This is a genomic window from Helicobacter valdiviensis (genome assembly GCF_003245365.1).
In the GTDB taxonomy this organism is placed as follows: domain Bacteria; phylum Campylobacterota; class Campylobacteria; order Campylobacterales; family Helicobacteraceae; genus Helicobacter_D; species Helicobacter_D valdiviensis.
In genome coordinates this window covers 38,657-56,545 of sequence record NZ_NBIU01000001.1, presented here as the reverse complement: position 1 = coordinate 56,545, position 17,889 = coordinate 38,657, and the positions used below count along the sequence as shown (strand labels likewise).

Sequence of the window (17,889 nt, the reverse complement as noted above, 5' to 3'; positions counted from 1 at the left end):
TTTGTAGAATTCCACCTTTTATAAAATTTGTTAGAGGACAATCCATGCAAGAGATTAGAAATATCGCAGTAATAGCCCACGTAGATCACGGCAAGACAACCTTAGTAGATGGTTTATTGCGTCAATCTGGAACATTTGCAAGCCATGAGCAAGTAGATGAACGCGTAATGGATAGCAATGATATTGAAAAAGAAAGAGGTATCACAATCCTTTCTAAAAATACTGCAATTACTTATAAAAATACAAAAATTAATATTATTGATACTCCCGGACACGCTGATTTTGGGGGAGAAGTTGAGCGTGTTTTAAAAATGGTAGATGGAGTATTGCTTTTAGTAGATGCACAAGAAGGGGTAATGCCACAAACTAAATTTGTTGTTAAAAAAGCACTTAGTCTTGGCATTTGCCCTATTGTTGTTGTTAATAAAATAGACAAACCCGCAGCACAACCTGATAGAGTAGTAGATGAGGTGTTTGATCTTTTTGCTGCTATGGGTGCTAATGAAAAACAGCTTGATTTTCCTGTAGTTTATGCAGCAGCACGCGATGGATATGCTATTAAAAACCTAGAAGATGAGAAAAAGAATTTAGAACCTCTTTTTGATGCGATTTTAGAGCATGTCCCAACCCCTAGTGGCACAGAGGATAGCCCACTTCAAATCCAAATTTTCACACTAGATTATGATAATTATGTAGGGAAAATCGGAATTGCTAGAATTTTTAATGGCAAGGTAAAAAAGGGTGAAAATGTAATGCTTGCAAAAAGCAATGGTGAGAAAGTTACTGGAAAAATAACAAAACTCATTGGATTTTATGGTTTAGCAAGGACTGAAATTGATGAAGCAAAAGTTGGCGATATTGTAGCATTAGCTGGTTTTCACTCTATTAATGTAGGCGATTCTATTGTAGATCCCAATAATCCTATCCCACTAGATCCTATGCATTTAGAAGAACCTACAATGAGTGTTAATTTTGCTGTAAATGACTCTCCTTTTGCAGGGACAGAAGGCAAACATGTAACTGCCAATAAGCTAAAAGAACGCCTAGAAAAAGAAATGCAAACAAATATTGCCATGAAAGTAGAGGAATTAGGAGAAGGTAAGTTTAAAGTAAGCGGTAGAGGGGAATTACAAATTACAATCTTGGCTGAAAACCTAAGAAGAGAAGATTATGAATTTAGTATCTCGCGTCCTGAAGTAATTGTAAAAGAAATTGAGGGGCAAAGATGCGAGCCTTTTGAATCTTTAGTAATTGATACCCCACAAGATTATTCTGGAAGTGTTATTGAAAAATTAGGTAGAAGAAAAGCAGAATTAAAAGCCATGAATCCTATGGGAGAAGGATATACAAGATTAGAATTTGAGATTCCTGCTCGTGGATTAATTGGATATAGAAGTGAATTTTTAACAGATACCAAAGGGGAAGGCGTTATGAATAATAGCTTTTTGGAATTTCGCCCCTTTAGTGGAAGTGTAGAAACTAGAAGCAATGGTGCTTTAATTTCTATGGAAAATGGTGAAGCCACACCTTTTTCTTTAGGTAATATTCAAGAAAGAGGAGTTTTATTTATCCCACCACAAACTAAGGTTTATGTAGGTATGATTATAGGTGAGCATTCAAGAGAAAATGATTTAGATGTTAATCCAGTTAAAGCAAAACATTTAACAAATATGCGTGCTAGTGGGAGCGATGATGCAATCAAGCTCACTCCACCTAGAGATTTAAATCTAGAGCGTGCATTAGAATGGATTGAAGAAGATGAAATCTTAGAAGTAACTCCAAAAAATATTAGAATTAGAAAAAAAGTGCTCGATCCAACACAAAGAAAAAGAAAGAATAAATAAGGGAGGGGTTATGCTAACAGTTATCAAAAGAAATGGCAGAATTGAACCACTAGATGTAACCAAAATCCAAAAATACACCAAAGATTCTGTAATAGGTTTAGAAGGTGTTTCACAAAGTGAGCTAGAAGTGGATGCAAAATTGCAATTTAGAGATAAAATCACCACTCAAGAAATCCAGCAAACACTTATCAAAACCGCAGTAGATAAGATTGATGTGCATTGTCCTAATTGGACTTATGTGGCTGCAAGACTTTTTTTATACGATCTTTACCATAGAGTAAATGGCTTTAATGGTTATAAGACCTTAAAAGAATATTTAGAACTTGGAGAAAAAGAAAATCGCATTATCAAAGGAATGAAAGAAAAATTTGATCTTGCAAGATTGGATAAAAAAATTGATACTAGCAGAGATTTGCAATTTACCTATTTAGGCATTAAAACCCTCTATGATAGATATTTACTAAAAGATAAAGAAGGTAACCCCATAGAATTACCACAACATATGTTTATGGGAATTGCTATGTTTTTAGCACAAAATGAAAAAGATCCTAACCATTGGGCTGAGCAATTTTATGATTTACTCTCACGCTTTGAGGTTATGGCTGCTACCCCCACTCTTTCTAATGCTAGAACGCCACGCCACCAACTTAGCTCATGCTATGTTGGGAGTTGCCCTGATAATATTGAAGGAATTTTTGACTCTTATAAAGAAATGGCACTTTTAAGTAAATATGGTGGTGGTATTGGCTGGGATTTTTCTAAAATTAGAGGACTTGGTAGCTTTATTGATGGACACAAAAATGCAGCTGGAGGGGTAATTCCCTTTTTAAAAATCACTAATGATATAGCAATAGCAGTAGATCAATTAGGCACTAGAAAAGGTGCTATAGCAGTATATTTAGAGCCTTGGCATAGTGATATTTTTGATTTTGTAGATATTAAGAAAAATAGCGGAGAAGAAAGAAGAAGAACACACGATCTCTTCCCTGCTTTATGGATTCCAGATTTGTTTATGAAAAGGGTAGCTGAAGATGGATTATGGAATCTTTTTGATGCACTGGCTTGTTCTGATTTAACAGAACTCTATGGAGAGGCTTTTGAGGCAAGATATAAAGAATACGAGCAAGATCCAAACATTCCTAAACAAACCATTAAAGCTAAAGAATTGTGGAAAAAAATCCTTACTAATTATTTTGAGGTGGGCTCTCCTTTCTTATGCTTTAAAGATAATGCAAATAGAGCAAATCCAAATTCCCATTCTGGCATTATTAGAAGCTCTAATCTTTGCACAGAGATTTTCCAAAACACTGCCCCAAATGATTGCTTTATTAGAGTAGAGTTTGAAGATGGCACAATTTGTGATTATCCAGAATATCAAGAAATTATTACAGATTTAGGAATCAAAAAGGTTTCTAATAAAATCACTTCTACAGATAGCATTAATGGCAAAAAAGTCTTTATCGCCCAAAGAGAAGCAAATGAAGGCAAAACTGCTGTATGCAATTTAGCTTCTATTAATCTTTCTAAAATTCACACCAAAGAAGATATAGAACGCATTGTGCCTATTGCTATTAGAATGCTAGATAATGTAGTAGATTTAAACTTCTATCCTAATAGAAAAGTAAAAGTTACAAATCTAGATAACCGTGCTATTGGACTTGGTGTAATGGGCGAAGCACAAATGCTTGCAGAAAAAAAGATTGAATGGGGTAGCCAAAAACACCTAGAAACCATTGATGAACTTATGGAAATGATTAGCTACAATGCTATTAAAGCAAGTTGTGATCTTGCACAAGAAAAAGGCGTTTATAGTGATTTTGTCGGCTCTTCTTGGTCGCAAGGTATCTTGCCTATTGACAGAGCCAACCAAGAAGCTAAAGCATTGGTGGATAGAGGCGGTTTGTTTGCTTATGTATATGACTGGGACATCTTAAGAGAAGAAGTTAAAACAAAAGGAATAAGAAATGGTTATTTAATGGCAATCGCTCCTACAAGCTCCATTTCTATTCTAGTAGGCACCACACAAACCATTGAACCCATCTATAAACGCAAATGGTTTGAAGAAAATCTAAGCGGTTTAATACCAGTTGTAGCACCAAATTTAAGTTTAGAAAATTGGAACTATTACACTTCAGCCTATGAGGTAGATCAGACAAATATCATAAAAGCTGCCGCTATTAGACAAAAATGGATTGATCAAGGGCAAAGCACAAATATCTTTATCACCTTAGATAAAGCAAGCGGAAAATACTTAAATGATATTTATTCACTAGCTTGGAGACTAGGTTTAAAATCTACTTATTACTTACGCTCACAAAGTGTAGAAGCAGAAGAAACAATGGATAGATCCATTGAATGTTTAAACTGTCAATAATGACTAAGCGTTATTTAATTGACACTTCCATTATCTTAGATGATGTGGAAAATCTCTATTTTCTTTATCAAAATGGAGAAAACCACATCTTTATTAGCGACATTACTCTCCATGAGCTTGATAGCAAAAAAACTTTAGAGAATGAAAGAGGCTATTTTGCAAGGGAATTTTTCCGTAATGTCTTAGATGAGATGAGCTTACCTTCTATTTTTGCTCCAAAGCAAAGAGATACTCTCCAACAAATCTTTTTAGAATATAACCATTGCAAAATCCCTCTACACATTATCCATCGCACACACTATAAAACACAATCTTTAGATTATGGGCTAAATGATGCAAGGATTTTTGAAATTGCTAAAGATTATGATTGTATTCTTTTAACTAATGATATTGCCTTAAAAGTCTATGCAATTTCTAATAACCTTCCCTCCCAATCTCTTATGCGTGATAAAATAGAAAATCCACAAAAAATAGAATTTCTCTCCAGCTTTAGCGCACATCAAAATAGCATTTTAGAGGATTTACACAATAATGATGATTTTAAAGCATTGAGCAATTGGAGTTTATTAGAAATTACAGAACTTGATAATACCGAAAGTTCTCTTTATTTAACAGGTAAAAAACACTATGGTATTAAAATAGACAATACTTTAGAGCTTATTAATTTTGATGAAAAAATCAAAGAAGATAAACTCTATATCAATCCCATCAATTTGGAGCAAAAATTTTTCTACACTCTTCTTACCCATCCTAAAAACAAAATTACCATTTGCAGTGGTGCAACTGGTAGTGGCAAAACGCTTATTGCTCTTCAAGCTGGTTTGCATCTTTTAAAAAAGGGTGCTGTAAGCGGGATTATCTATCTACGCAACACTATTACTGCAAATGATAAAGAAGCGGAACTTGGCTTTAGAAAAGGTGATGAAAATCAAAAACTAAATTATTTTATGTATCCGCTTTTTAGTGCTATTAATTTTATGATAACCAAAATGCAAAAAGAATCGCTTGCTAAAAGAATTGAATACAAAGGCGATGCCAATAGCATAGAAAGCAAAGAGGCCACAGAATATTTTATACAAAAACACAATATTGAAGTTATGGATATCGCACATGCAAGAGGTGTAAGTATTTCTAAAAAGTTTGTCATCTTTGATGAAGTGCAAAATGCACCAAATTCCATTGTAAAGCTTATTGGGACAAGAATGGCTGAAGATTCTAGAATTGTATTTTTAGGAGATTGCACTCAAATAGATCACCCCTATCTTTCTAAATTCAGAAATGGACTTGCCACGCTTTTGAAAAAAGCCAAAACAGATGATTTTCTAGCTGGAATTGCACTTAAGCAAACAATTAGAAGCGACATTGCAGGCTGGTTTGAAGAAAATTTCTAAATAAATAACTAACAAGTCTATCCATCACTTATCTATCTTCAAAAGAGGCCTTCAATAGCAAAGAATTTAACATTTTAGATTGCCATGCAACACTGCATTAACTCATACAATGACTTAACAGAGTGTCATTGCTTATCTCCCCATGTTACAAGGAGTTTAGCTCTAAAGCAATCTAAAGTTATTACAAGGCTTCATAAGAGACTGTGGCAATTATAAATATAAGATTATGGTAATTCCTTTAGATTATCACGCAACACTGTGTTTTACTTATAATGATGGGCAAAATGTCATTATAAACCTCTCTCATCGTTGTGAGCTAATATGCAATATTTACATGGCATTCTACAAGAAGCACAATCTATTAAGGGCAACTCTTTGGACTGCTACAAATTAAACCCTTATGCTAACACAAAAGAAACTACCACACTTTGCTTTACATATAATAACAATAATAAAGTTAGCACACCTATACTCTTACAACAATAGAAAAAATTATCAACAATTAGCAAAGCAATCTAAAATCTTATTTTTAAAACATTTAAAACTTTTTTGTTTTTCTATTTCTTATAGTTTTAAATAAGTCCCAAATAGCCTATTTATTAATATTTACTCTACTTTATCTTCTTAAAATGCTCTTCCACATTTCCCCCATAGACAATATTTTTTGCATCCACCTTTTCTTTTAGAATATCTGGAACTTGAAAACTTTGCTGCATTTTTTCTTCCAAACTTTCTAGTTCTTTTTGATGATAGCTATACATCATTTGTGCAACAATTACTCCTTTTAGTGCTTCTACTTGCTTTAAAATCTTAATCTCCTCTTCAATGCAACTTGCCTCTATTGTAATAACAATTTTCCCACTTTCATCTTGATAGTGGCATTCAACCCCTACAATTTTAGGTAGCTTCTCCCATAAATCCAACATATCTTTTGGCTTACACATCACCACTACACTTGAAACATTATAATCTTGCATTTTATCTCCCTAACTTCCAAAAATAAATATTTTTTCCATCTTCTGCACTCACTAGCCACTCTTCATTAAGAAAAATAATGCTATTTAGCAAATTTTGATGCCCTTGTAATTTTTCTATCTCTTTATTCTCTATAAGATCATAAACCCTAATATCACTCTTTTCATTAAAAGGAAAAGCAACCTTTATAGCCTCCTTATCAACTCCTATACTATAAACCAAAAAATCAGCTTCTAATTTTTTACTGCTTTTATCTGTATAAACCCCAACCACTCTATCTTGTCCAGCACTTACAAACACCTTCTCTCCTTGCTTATTTTGTGCCATTTTTACTTGATAAACATTATCTTTATTAATCCCTTCATAAGTTTTTAAAATCTCTCCACTATAAGTATCTCCATAATATAAAATCCCCGATTCACAGCCTAAAATAAATTCTTTTCTATTCTCGCTTAAAGAAAAATCTGAAAAACTAGCTTCTGAAAGTTGCTTTTGGTATTTTGTCTTTTTATCTTCTAAGTCATAAAGAATAATTTCATTACTAGCAAGAGCTAAAAATATATGCTTTTTATCTAAAAAACTTGCTTTTTTTATATTGAGGGCATCCTTAGAAGAAAAAACTTGCCTTAGACTTTCTTTGTAAATCAATAGATTTTTCCCTCCATCATCTCCTTGAGATAATATCAAAAGTCTATCTTCTAATTTATCTAGTGAAAAAATTTTTGGCAAAACATCCTCACCAAAAAAATTATGGATTTTTTCTAGCTGAATAATTTTATTTACTTTTAATTCTAAAAAATCCTCTTTCCACTCTATAGCATAGACACTTCCACTATCTGTAGCAACAAGCAATTCTTTATCAAAATTCACCATAGAAGTAATATTTTCTTCTAATTCTATCTTATGTGTAGCACTCACCCCAAAAAGTAGCCCAATCATACATAAAAACAATAAAATAATCTTCATCTCTCACTCCAAGTTATTGCATAAGTTGGACAAGCACTTACACAAAATCCACAACCTATGCAATCCTTCTCAATCTTAGGATAAAACATACCCACAAATGCAATCACATTTTTTTTGCCCGTAATACTTTGGCACACATCCTTACAGGTAAAACACATAGTTTTTTGATGTGATAAACATTTTAACACATCAATAGAAAATTTTATATTCCAGTTTGGCTCTTCTTGAACCTTCAAAACATCATATTCACAAGCTTTAGCACATTCTTGACACAAAGTGCAACCTCTAGTTGTAAAATCTATATAAGGCTTCCCATCTTTTTGCCATATAATACCCTCTTGATAAATCTTGCTAGAAACTTTACAAGCTTCCTTGCAAGCTTGATTGCATTCTTTACAAATTTTATCAAAAAGACTTCTATCATTATTATAAGGAGGGAGAATTAAAATCTCTTTTTTATTTTTTGAAGTAAAAATAGAAAAAATCTCTCTCCTTTTTAACATTATTTTACTCCCTCATTTAAAACATCCAAAAGATTAGACTTAGAAATACCATCTTTTTGACGAAACTCTGGTGAAAAATTATTTTTCACTAAAGGTTGTGCATCCACTTGTGGCACATGACAAGCTACACAATTAAAGCGATTTTCATCCATTTGCCCTTTTAAATCTTTATGGGTTCTAAAATTATAAAAATGCGATTTTGGCATCGCAACCGCACCCACTGCTTCTGCAATTTCTGGTAAATGGCAAGAGGTGCAAGAATTGTTTTCTTTTGTGATAGGTAATAACCCTTCTAAACTATGAGAAATCAAAGGAGGAGCATTTTCAAAAGACCTTTGCAAAAGTGTGGATTCTCCTGCTGCTTTTGCACCCTCATAATCAAAGGCTTGAATACTTGCATTTTCGTTAAAAAGCGTGCTTTTTCTAAGCCCAAGCTCATCTTCACCTATTCCCTGTTTGTCTGCTTGACAACCAAAAAATACTAACGCCAAAGCCATGGAGGCTAATAACATTTTTTTATAAACCATTGTTTTTCCTTTTAGCAAAATTTATTAGATTAAATTTTAGTGCATTATCTTCACACACTTCTATACATCTACCACACACTATACATTCACCCGCATTTACAATACCGCTTCTTTTACCCACCAAGCTTAATACTTGCTTTTCTGGGCAAATCTTTTTGCATTCTAAGCAGTTTGTGCAGGCTTCCAAATCATATTGCACTTTTAAAAGTGCAAAACGCCCTATTAGTGAATAAAAGGCTCCAAGCGGACACAAATGCCCACAAAAACCATTCTTTACCACAAACAAATCCAACAAAAACACAACTAAAACACCAAATATCCCAAGCCCAAAACCAAATATCAACCCTCTATGCAATATTCCAATAGGACTAATTGCTTCAAAAGCTGCCAAGCCAAAAATACTTGAAAGTATCAGTGAAAGAGCCAAGATATAATAACGCAAACTTCTCTTTAAGCTTAATGAACTATTTAGCCCATCAATCTTCAAAATTCTTCTTAAAAAATTTGCAAAGTCAGTTACTAAGTTTAGCGGACACACATAAGCACAAAATGCCCTCCTTGCAAACAAACCATAAAAAAGCAAAACAATCAACGCTCCAATCAAAGCATTTGCTCCTACCATAGCTCCACTAAAAACCAACTGTAAAATAGCAAAAGGATCGCTTAAGGGTATAGTATTAAAGATTAAAGATGAACTAAGATTTCCTTTTAAAATCCAAAAACTTTGATAAGTCCCCAATATATACAAAAACAATAAACCTATTTGGATAATCCTTCTAAAAATCAAAAATCTATATTTTTTCATTTTAAAATTCCTCACCATTTAAATAATCTTGAATCTGTTTGTTTTTATCCAAAGACAAATCTCTAGTTTTTAGATTTTCTAGGCGTTTTTCATCGCCCTTCTCCCAACCTTTAATATAATTCTCTCCCACTTCTCCTAAGGCTAAATGGCGTGGCATAACCCTAATAGCTGCTTTTTTGGTAATACAAGCATTTTCACACATTCCACAACCCGTGCAAACTTCACTCATAACTACTGGCAATAAAAAAGAATGTTTTCCAGTGCGTTCATTGCGTTTTAATTCTAGGATAATTGCTTCACCCATTAAAGGACAAGCTCGATAACATGCATCACACTGCACACCCCAATAGGCGACACAATGCTCCCTATCCACAATAGCAACCCCCATTTTAGCTTTATTAATATCTAGTAAACCTTTTTCATTGCTTACTAAATTAATATCTAAAGCTTCTGTGGGACATATTGGCACACATGGAATATCCACACACATTTTACAAGGGACTTCCCTTGGCGTAAAATAAGGAGTGCCTGTTATTATTGCCTCTCCTTGTGTTGCTAACTTCAAAGTTCCAAAAGGGCAAGCTTCTACACATAAACCACATTTAATGCAATGTTTTAAAAACTCTTCTTCATCTAGGGCTGCTGGTGGTCGCAAAACAAAAACATTAGCTTTTGCTTCACTTAAATATGCACTCCACACTAACCCACCCATCAGAGTAAGTGCAATCGCTTTAGCACCGTTTAATAAGAACTTTCTTCTTGTTAGCTCTTCCACGCTTTATGCCTTATAGATTTTAACAGCACATTTTTTAAAATCTGTCTGCTTAGAAATCGGACAAGTAGCATCAAGACACACTTTGTTAATATACACTTTCTCATCAAACCAAGGAACATACACTAATCCCAAAGGAGGACGATTTCTACCACGCATATCTACCCTTGCTTTTACCTTTCCTCTTCTTGATTCTACCCATACCGCATCATTTTGCTTAACGCCCAACTTCTCACCATCTGCTGGATTCATATAACACAATGCTTCTGGAACTGCACGATAAAGCTCAGGAACCCTCATAGTCATCGTCCCACTATGCCAATGCTCCAAAACTCTTCCTGTGCTAAGCCAAAAAGGATATTCTTTGTTTGGCATTTCTGGTGGATCCATATAAGGACGGAAGAATATCTTAGCTTTATTTTTCAAAGAATATTTTTCTTGTGTTTTTGGAGCAATCAAATCTCCCCTAGACACCTCTTTGCCAAAAGTTCCATAAAATGCAAAATCTCCATTATTTGCTTTTCTAGCATAATAATCATATTTTGCATTAAAACGCCATTGAGTTTCTTTACCATCTACTACTGGCCATCTTAAACCTCTCACACGATGATAAGTGTCAAAATCTGCTAAATCATGCCCATGTCCTATACCAAACTTTCTGTATTCTTCCCAAAGATATTTTTGCACAAAAAATCCATAACCCCTAAAGACTTCTCCATCGCTTCCTACTACTTCTCTAGTATCTCCTAGAACTTCAGAATTTAAAGTATCTTTTAAAAGCTTGTCATTAACTTTATAACTTTGTGCTTCTTTGTTTGCAAACAATACTTCAAAAAGTGTGCTATCTTCGCTATAGCCCATCTTTTTAGCTTCTTCTAACACATTAGGCAAGGTTAGCTTATCATTAATTTTTTGCTCTTTCCATACTTCTTTTAATTGGAAGCGTTTAGAAAACTCTAAAATCTGCCAAGTGTCGCTCATAGCTTCACCCTGTGGCAATACTTGCTGTTTCCAATGCTGTGTTCTTCGCTCTGCATTTCCATAAGCACCCCATTTTTCATAAATCATAGCAACTGGTAAAATCAAATCCGCTACTTTTGCAGAAATTCCTGGGTATGCATCAGAAACTACAATAAAATTATCCATCTCTCTTGCAGCCTTAATCCAATGATTTGCATTAGCAGTATTTTGCCATGGATTATTTACTTGCACCCACGCCCATTTGATTTTCCCATCTTCTAAATCTCTCATAATTTGCATAAAATGAGAACCCATTTGTGGATTAATAGTGCCTTTTGGGAGTTTCCAAATCTTCTCACTAATTTCGCGATGTTTTGGATTTGCCACTACCATATCTGCGGGTAATCTATGAGAAAATGTCCCCACTTCTCTTGCAGTTCCACAAGCACTTGGTTGCCCTGTGAGAGAAAATGCTCCACTTCCAGGTTTTGCTTGTTTTCCAAGCAACATATGCACCATATAGCTTTGCTCATTCACCCAAGTTCCTCTTGTATGCTGATTCATTCCCATCGTCCAAAAACTCACAATTTTTCTATTCTTTTCAATATAATAATTTGCAAGTTGTTGTAATTTTTCTTTAAAAGATTCTAAGCTCTCGCTCTCATCTCCTTTAGCAATCTTTGCTACAAAATCAAGCGTATAAGGTTCTAATGCTTTTTTGAACTCCTCAAAGGTAATCTCCCAATGATCTCCTGCTTGTGCATTATGTTTATTTTCCATAACATCGCCACTTTTTAGCCCTAAATACCTTAAAGTTACTCCTTCATTTTCACTAATAACTTTGCTTTTTTCTTTAGCTGCTGTATCTAGTTCTTCTTTTTTGTATTTTTTATGTGTAATATCTCCTCGCATTCCATAGCCAATATCCACATAACCTGTCGTAAAAATACAATTTTTCTTAACAAAGTTCCAATCTATTGCTTTTTCATTATTATAAACAATCTCTCTAGCAATAAAATTCCAAATTGCTAAATCTGTATGAGGCGTAAAAACAATTTCAATATCAGCTAAATCTGAAGTTCTATTAGTATAAGGCGTTAAATTAATTACCTTAACTTTATCTGCATTTGAAAGTTTTCTGTCTGTTACTCTTGACCATAAAATAGGGTGCATTTCTGCCATATTTGCTCCCCAAGTAACAATTGTATCCGTTAGCTCAATATCATCATAGCAACCTGCTGGCTCATCAATTCCAAAAGTTTCCATAAAGCCCACAACAGCACTTGCCATACAATGTCTAGCATTAGGATCTAAATTATTACTTCTAAAGCCACCTTTTATAAGCTTAGCTGCTGCATATCCTTCTTGAATAGTATATTGTCCTGAACCAAACACACCAATTCCAGTAGGACCAAGCTCATTATAAGCCTCTTTGAACTTTTGTGCCATCACATCAAAAGCTTTTTGCCAAGATACTGGTTGGAATTTACCTTTTTTATCAAACTCGCCTTTGGAATTTACACGCATCAAAGGAACTCTTAATCTATCCTCTCCATACATAATTTTTGCATTAAAATATCCCTTAATACAATTTAATCCTCTATTAACTGGTGCAGATGGATCTCCTTTAACCGCTACAATCTGTCCATCTTTAGTGGCAACCATAATTCCACAGCCCGTTCCACAAAATCTACATACACTTTTATCCCATTTCCAATTTGCCTCCGCACTTTTTGCCTTAGCCAAGCTTGAAGTAGGCACACTAATACCAACTGCACTTGCAGCACTTGCAGCTGCTGCTGTTTTAAGAAAAGACCGTCTATCCATCAGCAAAACCTCCTAAGATTTTTAATAGCATTAAATGCTATATAAGATTTTAGGAGGATTAAAATTTTAAAGCATTGATATAAGTCAATATATATTTTTAAGTATTTTTTAAAATGTAAGATTTTAGGAATTTAAAACCCAAAATAAAAATTTATTTTGAGTTTCACTTTTTGTAACATTTGAAGTTTTTTATTTAATCATAAATTTATGTAGTGCTTCTTCAATCTCAATAGGATTGGATTTAGAGATAAACTCATCTGCATTTAGAGATTTTGCCATATCCTCATTACTGCTTCCACTCATAGAAGAATTTACTATGATTGGAATATGCGAAGTTTTAGGACTTGCTTTTACTTGTTTAATAACCTCAAAACCACTTGCCTCTGGCATTTCTAAGTCCGTAATCACTGCACCTATATGAGAAATTTCTGTAGTATCATCAAAAATATAATCTAAAAGCTGTTGTCCATTTACGAAAGTTCTATATTCCACACCAAGCTTATTTAAAATATTTTGCATAGTCTTAATCACGCTTGGAGAATCATCTGCTAAAAGTATTTCTCTAGAGCTATTAATTTGTCTTATCCTTGTAATCTCATCATTTTTCTCATCTTCAATCCAAGGAAATACATCTACAAGCATTTTTTCAATATCTACAACCTGCACCAAACTTCCATCAAAATATCTTGTTCTACTTACAAGCTTCGTATTAAGTCCTGAATTTCCTATTCCTGCACTTTGTTCAATCTCTGTCCATTTTTTATTTAAAATTCTATCTGCTTCATAAATTCTCACTCCAACTGTCCATTTAGAGAATTCACAAATCATAATCACTTCATCTTCGCCCTCTTCTCTTTTGATCCCATATCCTTCTAAATCTCTACCTTTATCACGCGCATCATAATAAAACCATTTTCTTAAATCAATAAGCGGGATTGTAAGCTCTCTTATAGTAATAAGCCCTTCCACCAAAGAACTTCCTTCATGTGAAACCACTGTAATATCTCCGCGGTATTTCACAACTTCGCGTATTTTAAAGACATTTACTGCATACAAGTCTTTATCTTTTTCTAGCCTAAAACATAGCAACTGAAGCTCATTATTCCTATGAAGATTGGTAATTTGATCAACATTTGATAAATTAGACATAGCAAAATTCCTTATTGTTAAATTAGCTTATTATATCATATTTTATTTTTAAGATTTTTTATAGTAGCTTCTAAATTCCTCACATTTTTCTAATAATTCTTGATGAGTGCCTTTATCTAGTATTTTACCATCTTTAAAAAAATAGAGAGTTTTAGCCAAAGATACTGTAGAAAATCTATGGGCTACTATAATAGTAATTTTATCTTTAATCACCTCACTTAATGCTTCTCTAAACTCCTCTTCTGTCTTGTTATCTAAAGCACTTGTAGCCTCATCTAAAATCAAAATTTCTGGATTCTTATAAATTGCTCTTGCAATAGCAATCCTCTGTCTTTGCCCTCCACTAAGATTTGCACCAAATTCATCTAAAAGTGTATGTATCCCATTTTCTAAGCTTTCTACATAATCTAAAATTCTAGCTTTTTTTAAAGCATCTTTTACTTTTTCTTCATCCATTTTTAGACCATAAGCAATATTATTAGCAATACTGTCATTAAAAATAAAAATGCGTTGTGTTACAATTGAAATTTTATCCCTTAGACTCTCTTGGGTAAAATTTTTAATATTTTTACCATTAATACACACTTCTCCATTTTGAGGATCATATAAACGCAAGAGCAAATTCACAAGCGAGCTTTTACCGCCCCCACTACTACCCACAAATGCTACACTCTCTCCATGATGCAACTTTAAACTTACATTTTCTAATGCTTTTTTCTCTCCATCATAGCTTAAAGTTATATTTTTAAATTCTACGCTATCAATCTTTTCTTTTAGTGTTTTGTTACCATCACAAATTTCCTCTTTTCTATCCAACATTTCAAAGATTCTATCCCCTGCAGCAAGCGCCACTTGAATCTTGCTATAAAGCGAGCTAACTTTTTTAAAAGGAGTATAAAGCATAAAAAGTGCCGCTGTAAAAGAGAAAAATGCACCTGTGCTTAACTCTCCATTAATCACCTGAAATCCACCAACAAAAATCACAATTGCAATAGCAATCGCTCCTAAAGTTTCCATTAGTGGAGAGGTAAGCTCTGAAATTCTAATAGTTTTGATAGAGAGTTTTACCAAATCTCTATTTTGTTCTACAAAATATTGGTGCTCCATCTTCTCACCACTGCTTGCTTTAATAAGCTCAATATTATTAAAAATTTCTACCAATTTTGAAGAAATATCTGCATTTTTTTCTTGCATTTTTTTAGAAGCTTTTTTCATTCTTTTGGCAATCATTACAATAGGTATTAAAGAGAGCGGCATTACAACAAGCCCATAAAAAGCCAATTCTGGACTTTGATAAATCACAACTCCAATAAGTGCAAAAATTGTCAAACCATCTCTAATACCTTCAATAAAATAATTAGAAACCGCACTCTGTATTGCACCAATATCCCCAACAACTCTTGAAATAAGCTCCCCTTTTCTATAACGGTTAAAAAACGCCATTTCAAAGCTCAAAAGCTTATCTAAAAGTGTATTTTTAACAGACATTACTATATTTTGCCCAATATAATTCATATAATACACTTGAATATATGCTCCAAGCCCTTTTGCAAAATAAGCCATAACCACCAAAAATGGCAAAAAACTAAGCATAGTTGTGTCTTTATTGATAAAAATCTCATCTAAAACCGGTTTAACCAAATATGCACTATAAGCACTTGCACCTGCTACCATAATGCTTCCTAAAACTGCATAGAAAAAATACAACTTGTATTCTTTCATATAAGGCGCTAATCGTTTAAAAAAGTTTTTCATTTTTCCTGCTTAATCAAAACATAATACTTTCATTTTGTTCTTTAATATCTTCGCGTAAAGGAGATTTTTCTGTAAAATATACAATCTCCCCATTAATCTTTCTGCTTTGTACTCCTTTAGGTATAGAAAACTCTCGCTTTAAAGCTGGATCTATCTTTAGCATTCTTTCAAAAAAGTAAGAAAAAGCAGGTGCTGGTGCAATACTACCTGTCTCGCTATAACCCATAGGTGTATTATCATCTTTGCCATACCATACAATTGCTTCAATACTAGGAGAAAAACCACAAAACCAAGCATCTACATTATCATTTGTAGTTCCTGTCTTTCCTGCTAATTCTATCCCTTCTACTCTCGCTCTCGTTCCACTACCTCTATTTACAGCATTTCTTAGCATATCTACAAGCAAGAAGCTCTGTGCTTCACTTGTAATTTGTGTTTCTTTGGTTTCAAAATCTATGCTTTTACCCTCATAATTTTGAATACTTGCAATAAGTTGTGGCTCCACAATCTTTCCATAATTTGAAAAAAGCGTAAAACTTCTCGCCATTTCCAATGGAGAAGCCCCAAAACTTCCTAAATTAATAGACATATCTTTTGGCACATTACTAAAACCATATTTTAAAATATCAGAATAAATCCTATCAAATCCTACTTCCTCCACTAGATTAATTGTAGCAAGATTTAGGGATTTAGTCAGCGCATCTTTCATGCTCACTAGCCCCCTAAAAGAATTTACATAATTTTTAGGTTGCCATACTTTTCTTACGCCATTTACCCTATATTCATAAGTTCTTGCAATATCTGCAATTTTATGATTTGGAGAAAGTCCTGAATCAATAGCCGTTTGATAAAGAAAAGGTTTTACGCTAGAACCAATTTGTCTTTTACTTTGTGTAGCACGGTTAAAATTACTTTTTTGATAATCTACCCCCCCAACAAGTGCTAAAATTTTTCCAGTTTGATTTTCTAACACAACAAAAGCACCATTTAGCTTATCTTTTAAACTCTCATCTTTTGTATGTCTGCTTAAAATCTGCTCATAACCAAAATATAAAGCCTCTTGTGCTACCTCTTGATAATCTAAATCAATGTTTAAAGTGATTTTATAGCCTCCGCTTTTTACATCTTTTAAATCTTTTAACACTCTTAAAAGCTCATCCACAACATAAGGGGCTACATTCTTTGTAAGAGTATCATCATAGGTTTTTGGTCGCTCTAGCAAACCTTTCTCAAGCTCTTCTTTGCTAATCCAGCCTATTTCAAACATTCTTTGCAAGACATTATTTGCCCTACCTAGTGAAAAATCATAATTTTTAGTCGGATCATAGAAGCTTGGAGCTCTAGGCAATGAAACAAGCATTGCAATTTCTTTTAAACTAAGCTCTTGCATATCTTTTCTAAAATAACCTACAGAAGCAGTTTTTATCCCATAAAACCCATGTCCAAAATAAGTATGGTTTAAATATTTTTCTAAAATTTCTTCTTTGCTTAAAATAGTTTCTAATTTAAAAGCCAAAAGCATTTCTTTAATTTTTCTTTTAATTGTCTTTTCGCGTGTAAGTGCGAGATTTTTAATAAGTTGTTGCGTGATTGTGCTTCCCCCCTCTGCATAACGCCCACTTTTTAGATTTTTTAACATTGCCCGCATAATCGCATCTAAATTCACACCAGGATGCTCAAAATACAAAGTATCTTCAATTGCCAAAAGTGCTTCAATCAATCTTGGAGGTATCTCATCATATTTTGCATAAAAACGGAACTCTTCATCAAATAAATTTGCAACTAACCTGCCCTTTCTGTCAAAAACCTGTGTAGCAACTTTAGGCTTATAATGCACTATTTCATCTGTATCACTTGCTATTTCACTATAAAGCATACCTACAAAAATAATGCCTACAATCGCACCTACAACACATAGCATAAATAGTATTTTTAAAAAAAATCTCATCGTTTTCCTAGATAATTTTGTTTAGGTTTTTGGTTTTTAAAAGTTTGAATTGTAGCATAAAGTCTCTTTAAAGAGACAAAAGCTTTGAAAATA

14 protein-coding genes are annotated in these 17,889 nt (G+C 33.5%); 4 read left to right on the top strand and 10 right to left on the bottom strand.

The genetic code is table 11. From position 1 onward, the window contains the following. Positions 1 to 44 precede the first annotated feature (44 nt). From typA to B6S12_RS10975, 4 genes are all read left to right on the top strand, one after another. A complete protein-coding gene (gene typA / locus B6S12_RS00230) occupies positions 45 to 1,844 on the top strand; it encodes a translational GTPase TypA (protein ID WP_111228808.1) in 1,800 nt (599 codons plus the stop codon). A 10-nt stretch (positions 1,845 to 1,854) separates the two neighbouring features. Beyond that, positions 1,855 to 4,218, top strand: a complete 2,364-nt coding sequence (locus B6S12_RS00225) for a ribonucleoside-diphosphate reductase subunit alpha (RefSeq protein ID WP_111228807.1) — start codon at positions 1,855 to 1,857, stop codon at positions 4,216 to 4,218. Beyond that, on the top strand, positions 4,200 to 5,609 hold the full coding sequence (locus tag B6S12_RS00220) for a PhoH family protein (RefSeq protein WP_245892435.1): 1,410 nt from the start codon (positions 4,200 to 4,202) through the stop codon (positions 5,607 to 5,609). The genes B6S12_RS00225 and B6S12_RS00220 overlap by 19 nt, the downstream gene beginning before the upstream one ends. Positions 5,610 to 5,930: 321 nt before the next feature. Further along, positions 5,931 to 6,095: a hypothetical protein gene (locus B6S12_RS10975; RefSeq protein ID WP_181450907.1), complete on the top strand. Its 165-nt coding sequence runs from the start codon at positions 5,931 to 5,933 to the stop codon at positions 6,093 to 6,095. Between the two features lie 125 nt (positions 6,096 to 6,220). Here B6S12_RS10975 and B6S12_RS00215 read toward each other — a convergent pair whose 3' ends face one another. The 10 genes from B6S12_RS00215 to B6S12_RS00170 form a co-directional block, all read right to left on the bottom strand. Further along, positions 6,221 to 6,586 (bottom strand): chaperone NapD, encoded by a 366-nt coding sequence (locus B6S12_RS00215; RefSeq protein ID WP_111228806.1) that lies wholly within the window; start codon positions 6,584 to 6,586, stop codon positions 6,221 to 6,223. A 1-nt stretch (position 6,587) separates the two neighbouring features. After that, complete coding sequence (locus tag B6S12_RS00210; protein WP_111228805.1) at positions 6,588 to 7,550, bottom strand: WD40 repeat domain-containing protein; 963 nt, start codon at positions 7,548 to 7,550, stop codon at positions 6,588 to 6,590. Then, a complete protein-coding gene (locus B6S12_RS00205) occupies positions 7,547 to 8,053 on the bottom strand; it encodes a 4Fe-4S binding protein (protein WP_245892433.1) in 507 nt (168 codons plus the stop codon). The genes B6S12_RS00210 and B6S12_RS00205 overlap by 4 nt, the downstream gene beginning before the upstream one ends. Beyond that, positions 8,053 to 8,580, bottom strand: coding sequence for a nitrate reductase cytochrome c-type subunit (locus tag B6S12_RS00200; RefSeq protein ID WP_111228803.1), 528 nt, complete (start codon positions 8,578 to 8,580; stop codon positions 8,053 to 8,055). The genes B6S12_RS00205 and B6S12_RS00200 overlap by 1 nt, the downstream gene beginning before the upstream one ends. Beyond that, positions 8,570 to 9,385, bottom strand: coding sequence for a quinol dehydrogenase ferredoxin subunit NapH (napH, locus tag B6S12_RS00195; protein WP_220083637.1), 816 nt, complete (start codon positions 9,383 to 9,385; stop codon positions 8,570 to 8,572). Before napH ends, B6S12_RS00200 begins: the two co-directional genes overlap by 11 nt. A 1-nt stretch (position 9,386) precedes the next feature. Next, positions 9,387 to 10,160: a ferredoxin-type protein NapG gene (gene napG / locus B6S12_RS00190; protein ID WP_111228801.1), complete on the bottom strand. Its 774-nt coding sequence runs from the start codon at positions 10,158 to 10,160 to the stop codon at positions 9,387 to 9,389. Positions 10,161 to 10,163: 3 nt separating this feature from the next. Beyond that, positions 10,164 to 12,944, bottom strand: a complete 2,781-nt coding sequence (napA, locus tag B6S12_RS00185) for a nitrate reductase catalytic subunit NapA (RefSeq protein WP_111228800.1) — start codon at positions 12,942 to 12,944, stop codon at positions 10,164 to 10,166. Between the two features lie 189 nt (positions 12,945 to 13,133). Beyond that, entirely contained in the window at positions 13,134 to 14,093 is a 960-nt protein-coding gene (locus B6S12_RS00180; RefSeq protein WP_111228799.1) for a chemotaxis protein, read from the bottom strand. Positions 14,094 to 14,141: 48 nt separating this feature from the next. Beyond that, the gene (locus B6S12_RS00175) at positions 14,142 to 15,848 is read right to left on the bottom strand and encodes an ABC transporter ATP-binding protein (RefSeq protein WP_111228798.1); all 1,707 of its coding nucleotides are present in this window, start codon (positions 15,846 to 15,848) and stop codon (positions 14,142 to 14,144) included. A 13-nt stretch (positions 15,849 to 15,861) separates the two neighbouring features. Then, positions 15,862 to 17,796 (bottom strand): transglycosylase domain-containing protein, encoded by a 1,935-nt coding sequence (locus tag B6S12_RS00170; RefSeq protein ID WP_111228797.1) that lies wholly within the window; start codon positions 17,794 to 17,796, stop codon positions 15,862 to 15,864. Positions 17,797 to 17,889: the final 93 nt, after the last annotated feature.

Coding starts and splice junctions, on each gene's coding strand:
- B6S12_RS00205 (WP_245892433.1), bottom strand. CDS start 8,053: ATGTTAAAAAGGAGAGAGATTTTTTCTATTTTTACTTCAAAAAATAAA.
- typA (WP_111228808.1), top strand. CDS start 45: ATGCAAGAGATTAGAAATATCGCAGTAATAGCCCACGTAGATCACGGC.
- B6S12_RS00200 (WP_111228803.1), bottom strand. CDS start 8,580: ATGGTTTATAAAAAAATGTTATTAGCCTCCATGGCTTTGGCGTTAGTA.
- B6S12_RS00175 (WP_111228798.1), bottom strand. CDS start 15,848: ATGAAAAACTTTTTTAAACGATTAGCGCCTTATATGAAAGAATACAAG.
- B6S12_RS00210 (WP_111228805.1), bottom strand. CDS start 7,550: ATGAAGATTATTTTATTGTTTTTATGTATGATTGGGCTACTTTTTGGG.
- B6S12_RS00170 (WP_111228797.1), bottom strand. CDS start 17,796: ATGAGATTTTTTTTAAAAATACTATTTATGCTATGTGTTGTAGGTGCG.
- napH (WP_220083637.1), bottom strand. CDS start 9,385: ATGAAAAAATATAGATTTTTGATTTTTAGAAGGATTATCCAAATAGGT.
- B6S12_RS10975 (WP_181450907.1), top strand. CDS start 5,931: ATGCAATATTTACATGGCATTCTACAAGAAGCACAATCTATTAAGGGC.
- B6S12_RS00180 (WP_111228799.1), bottom strand. CDS start 14,093: ATGTCTAATTTATCAAATGTTGATCAAATTACCAATCTTCATAGGAAT.
- B6S12_RS00225 (WP_111228807.1), top strand. CDS start 1,855: ATGCTAACAGTTATCAAAAGAAATGGCAGAATTGAACCACTAGATGTA.
- B6S12_RS00215 (WP_111228806.1), bottom strand. CDS start 6,586: ATGCAAGATTATAATGTTTCAAGTGTAGTGGTGATGTGTAAGCCAAAA.
- napA (WP_111228800.1), bottom strand. CDS start 12,944: ATGGATAGACGGTCTTTTCTTAAAACAGCAGCAGCTGCAAGTGCTGCA.
- B6S12_RS00220 (WP_245892435.1), top strand. CDS start 4,200: ATGTTTAAACTGTCAATAATGACTAAGCGTTATTTAATTGACACTTCC.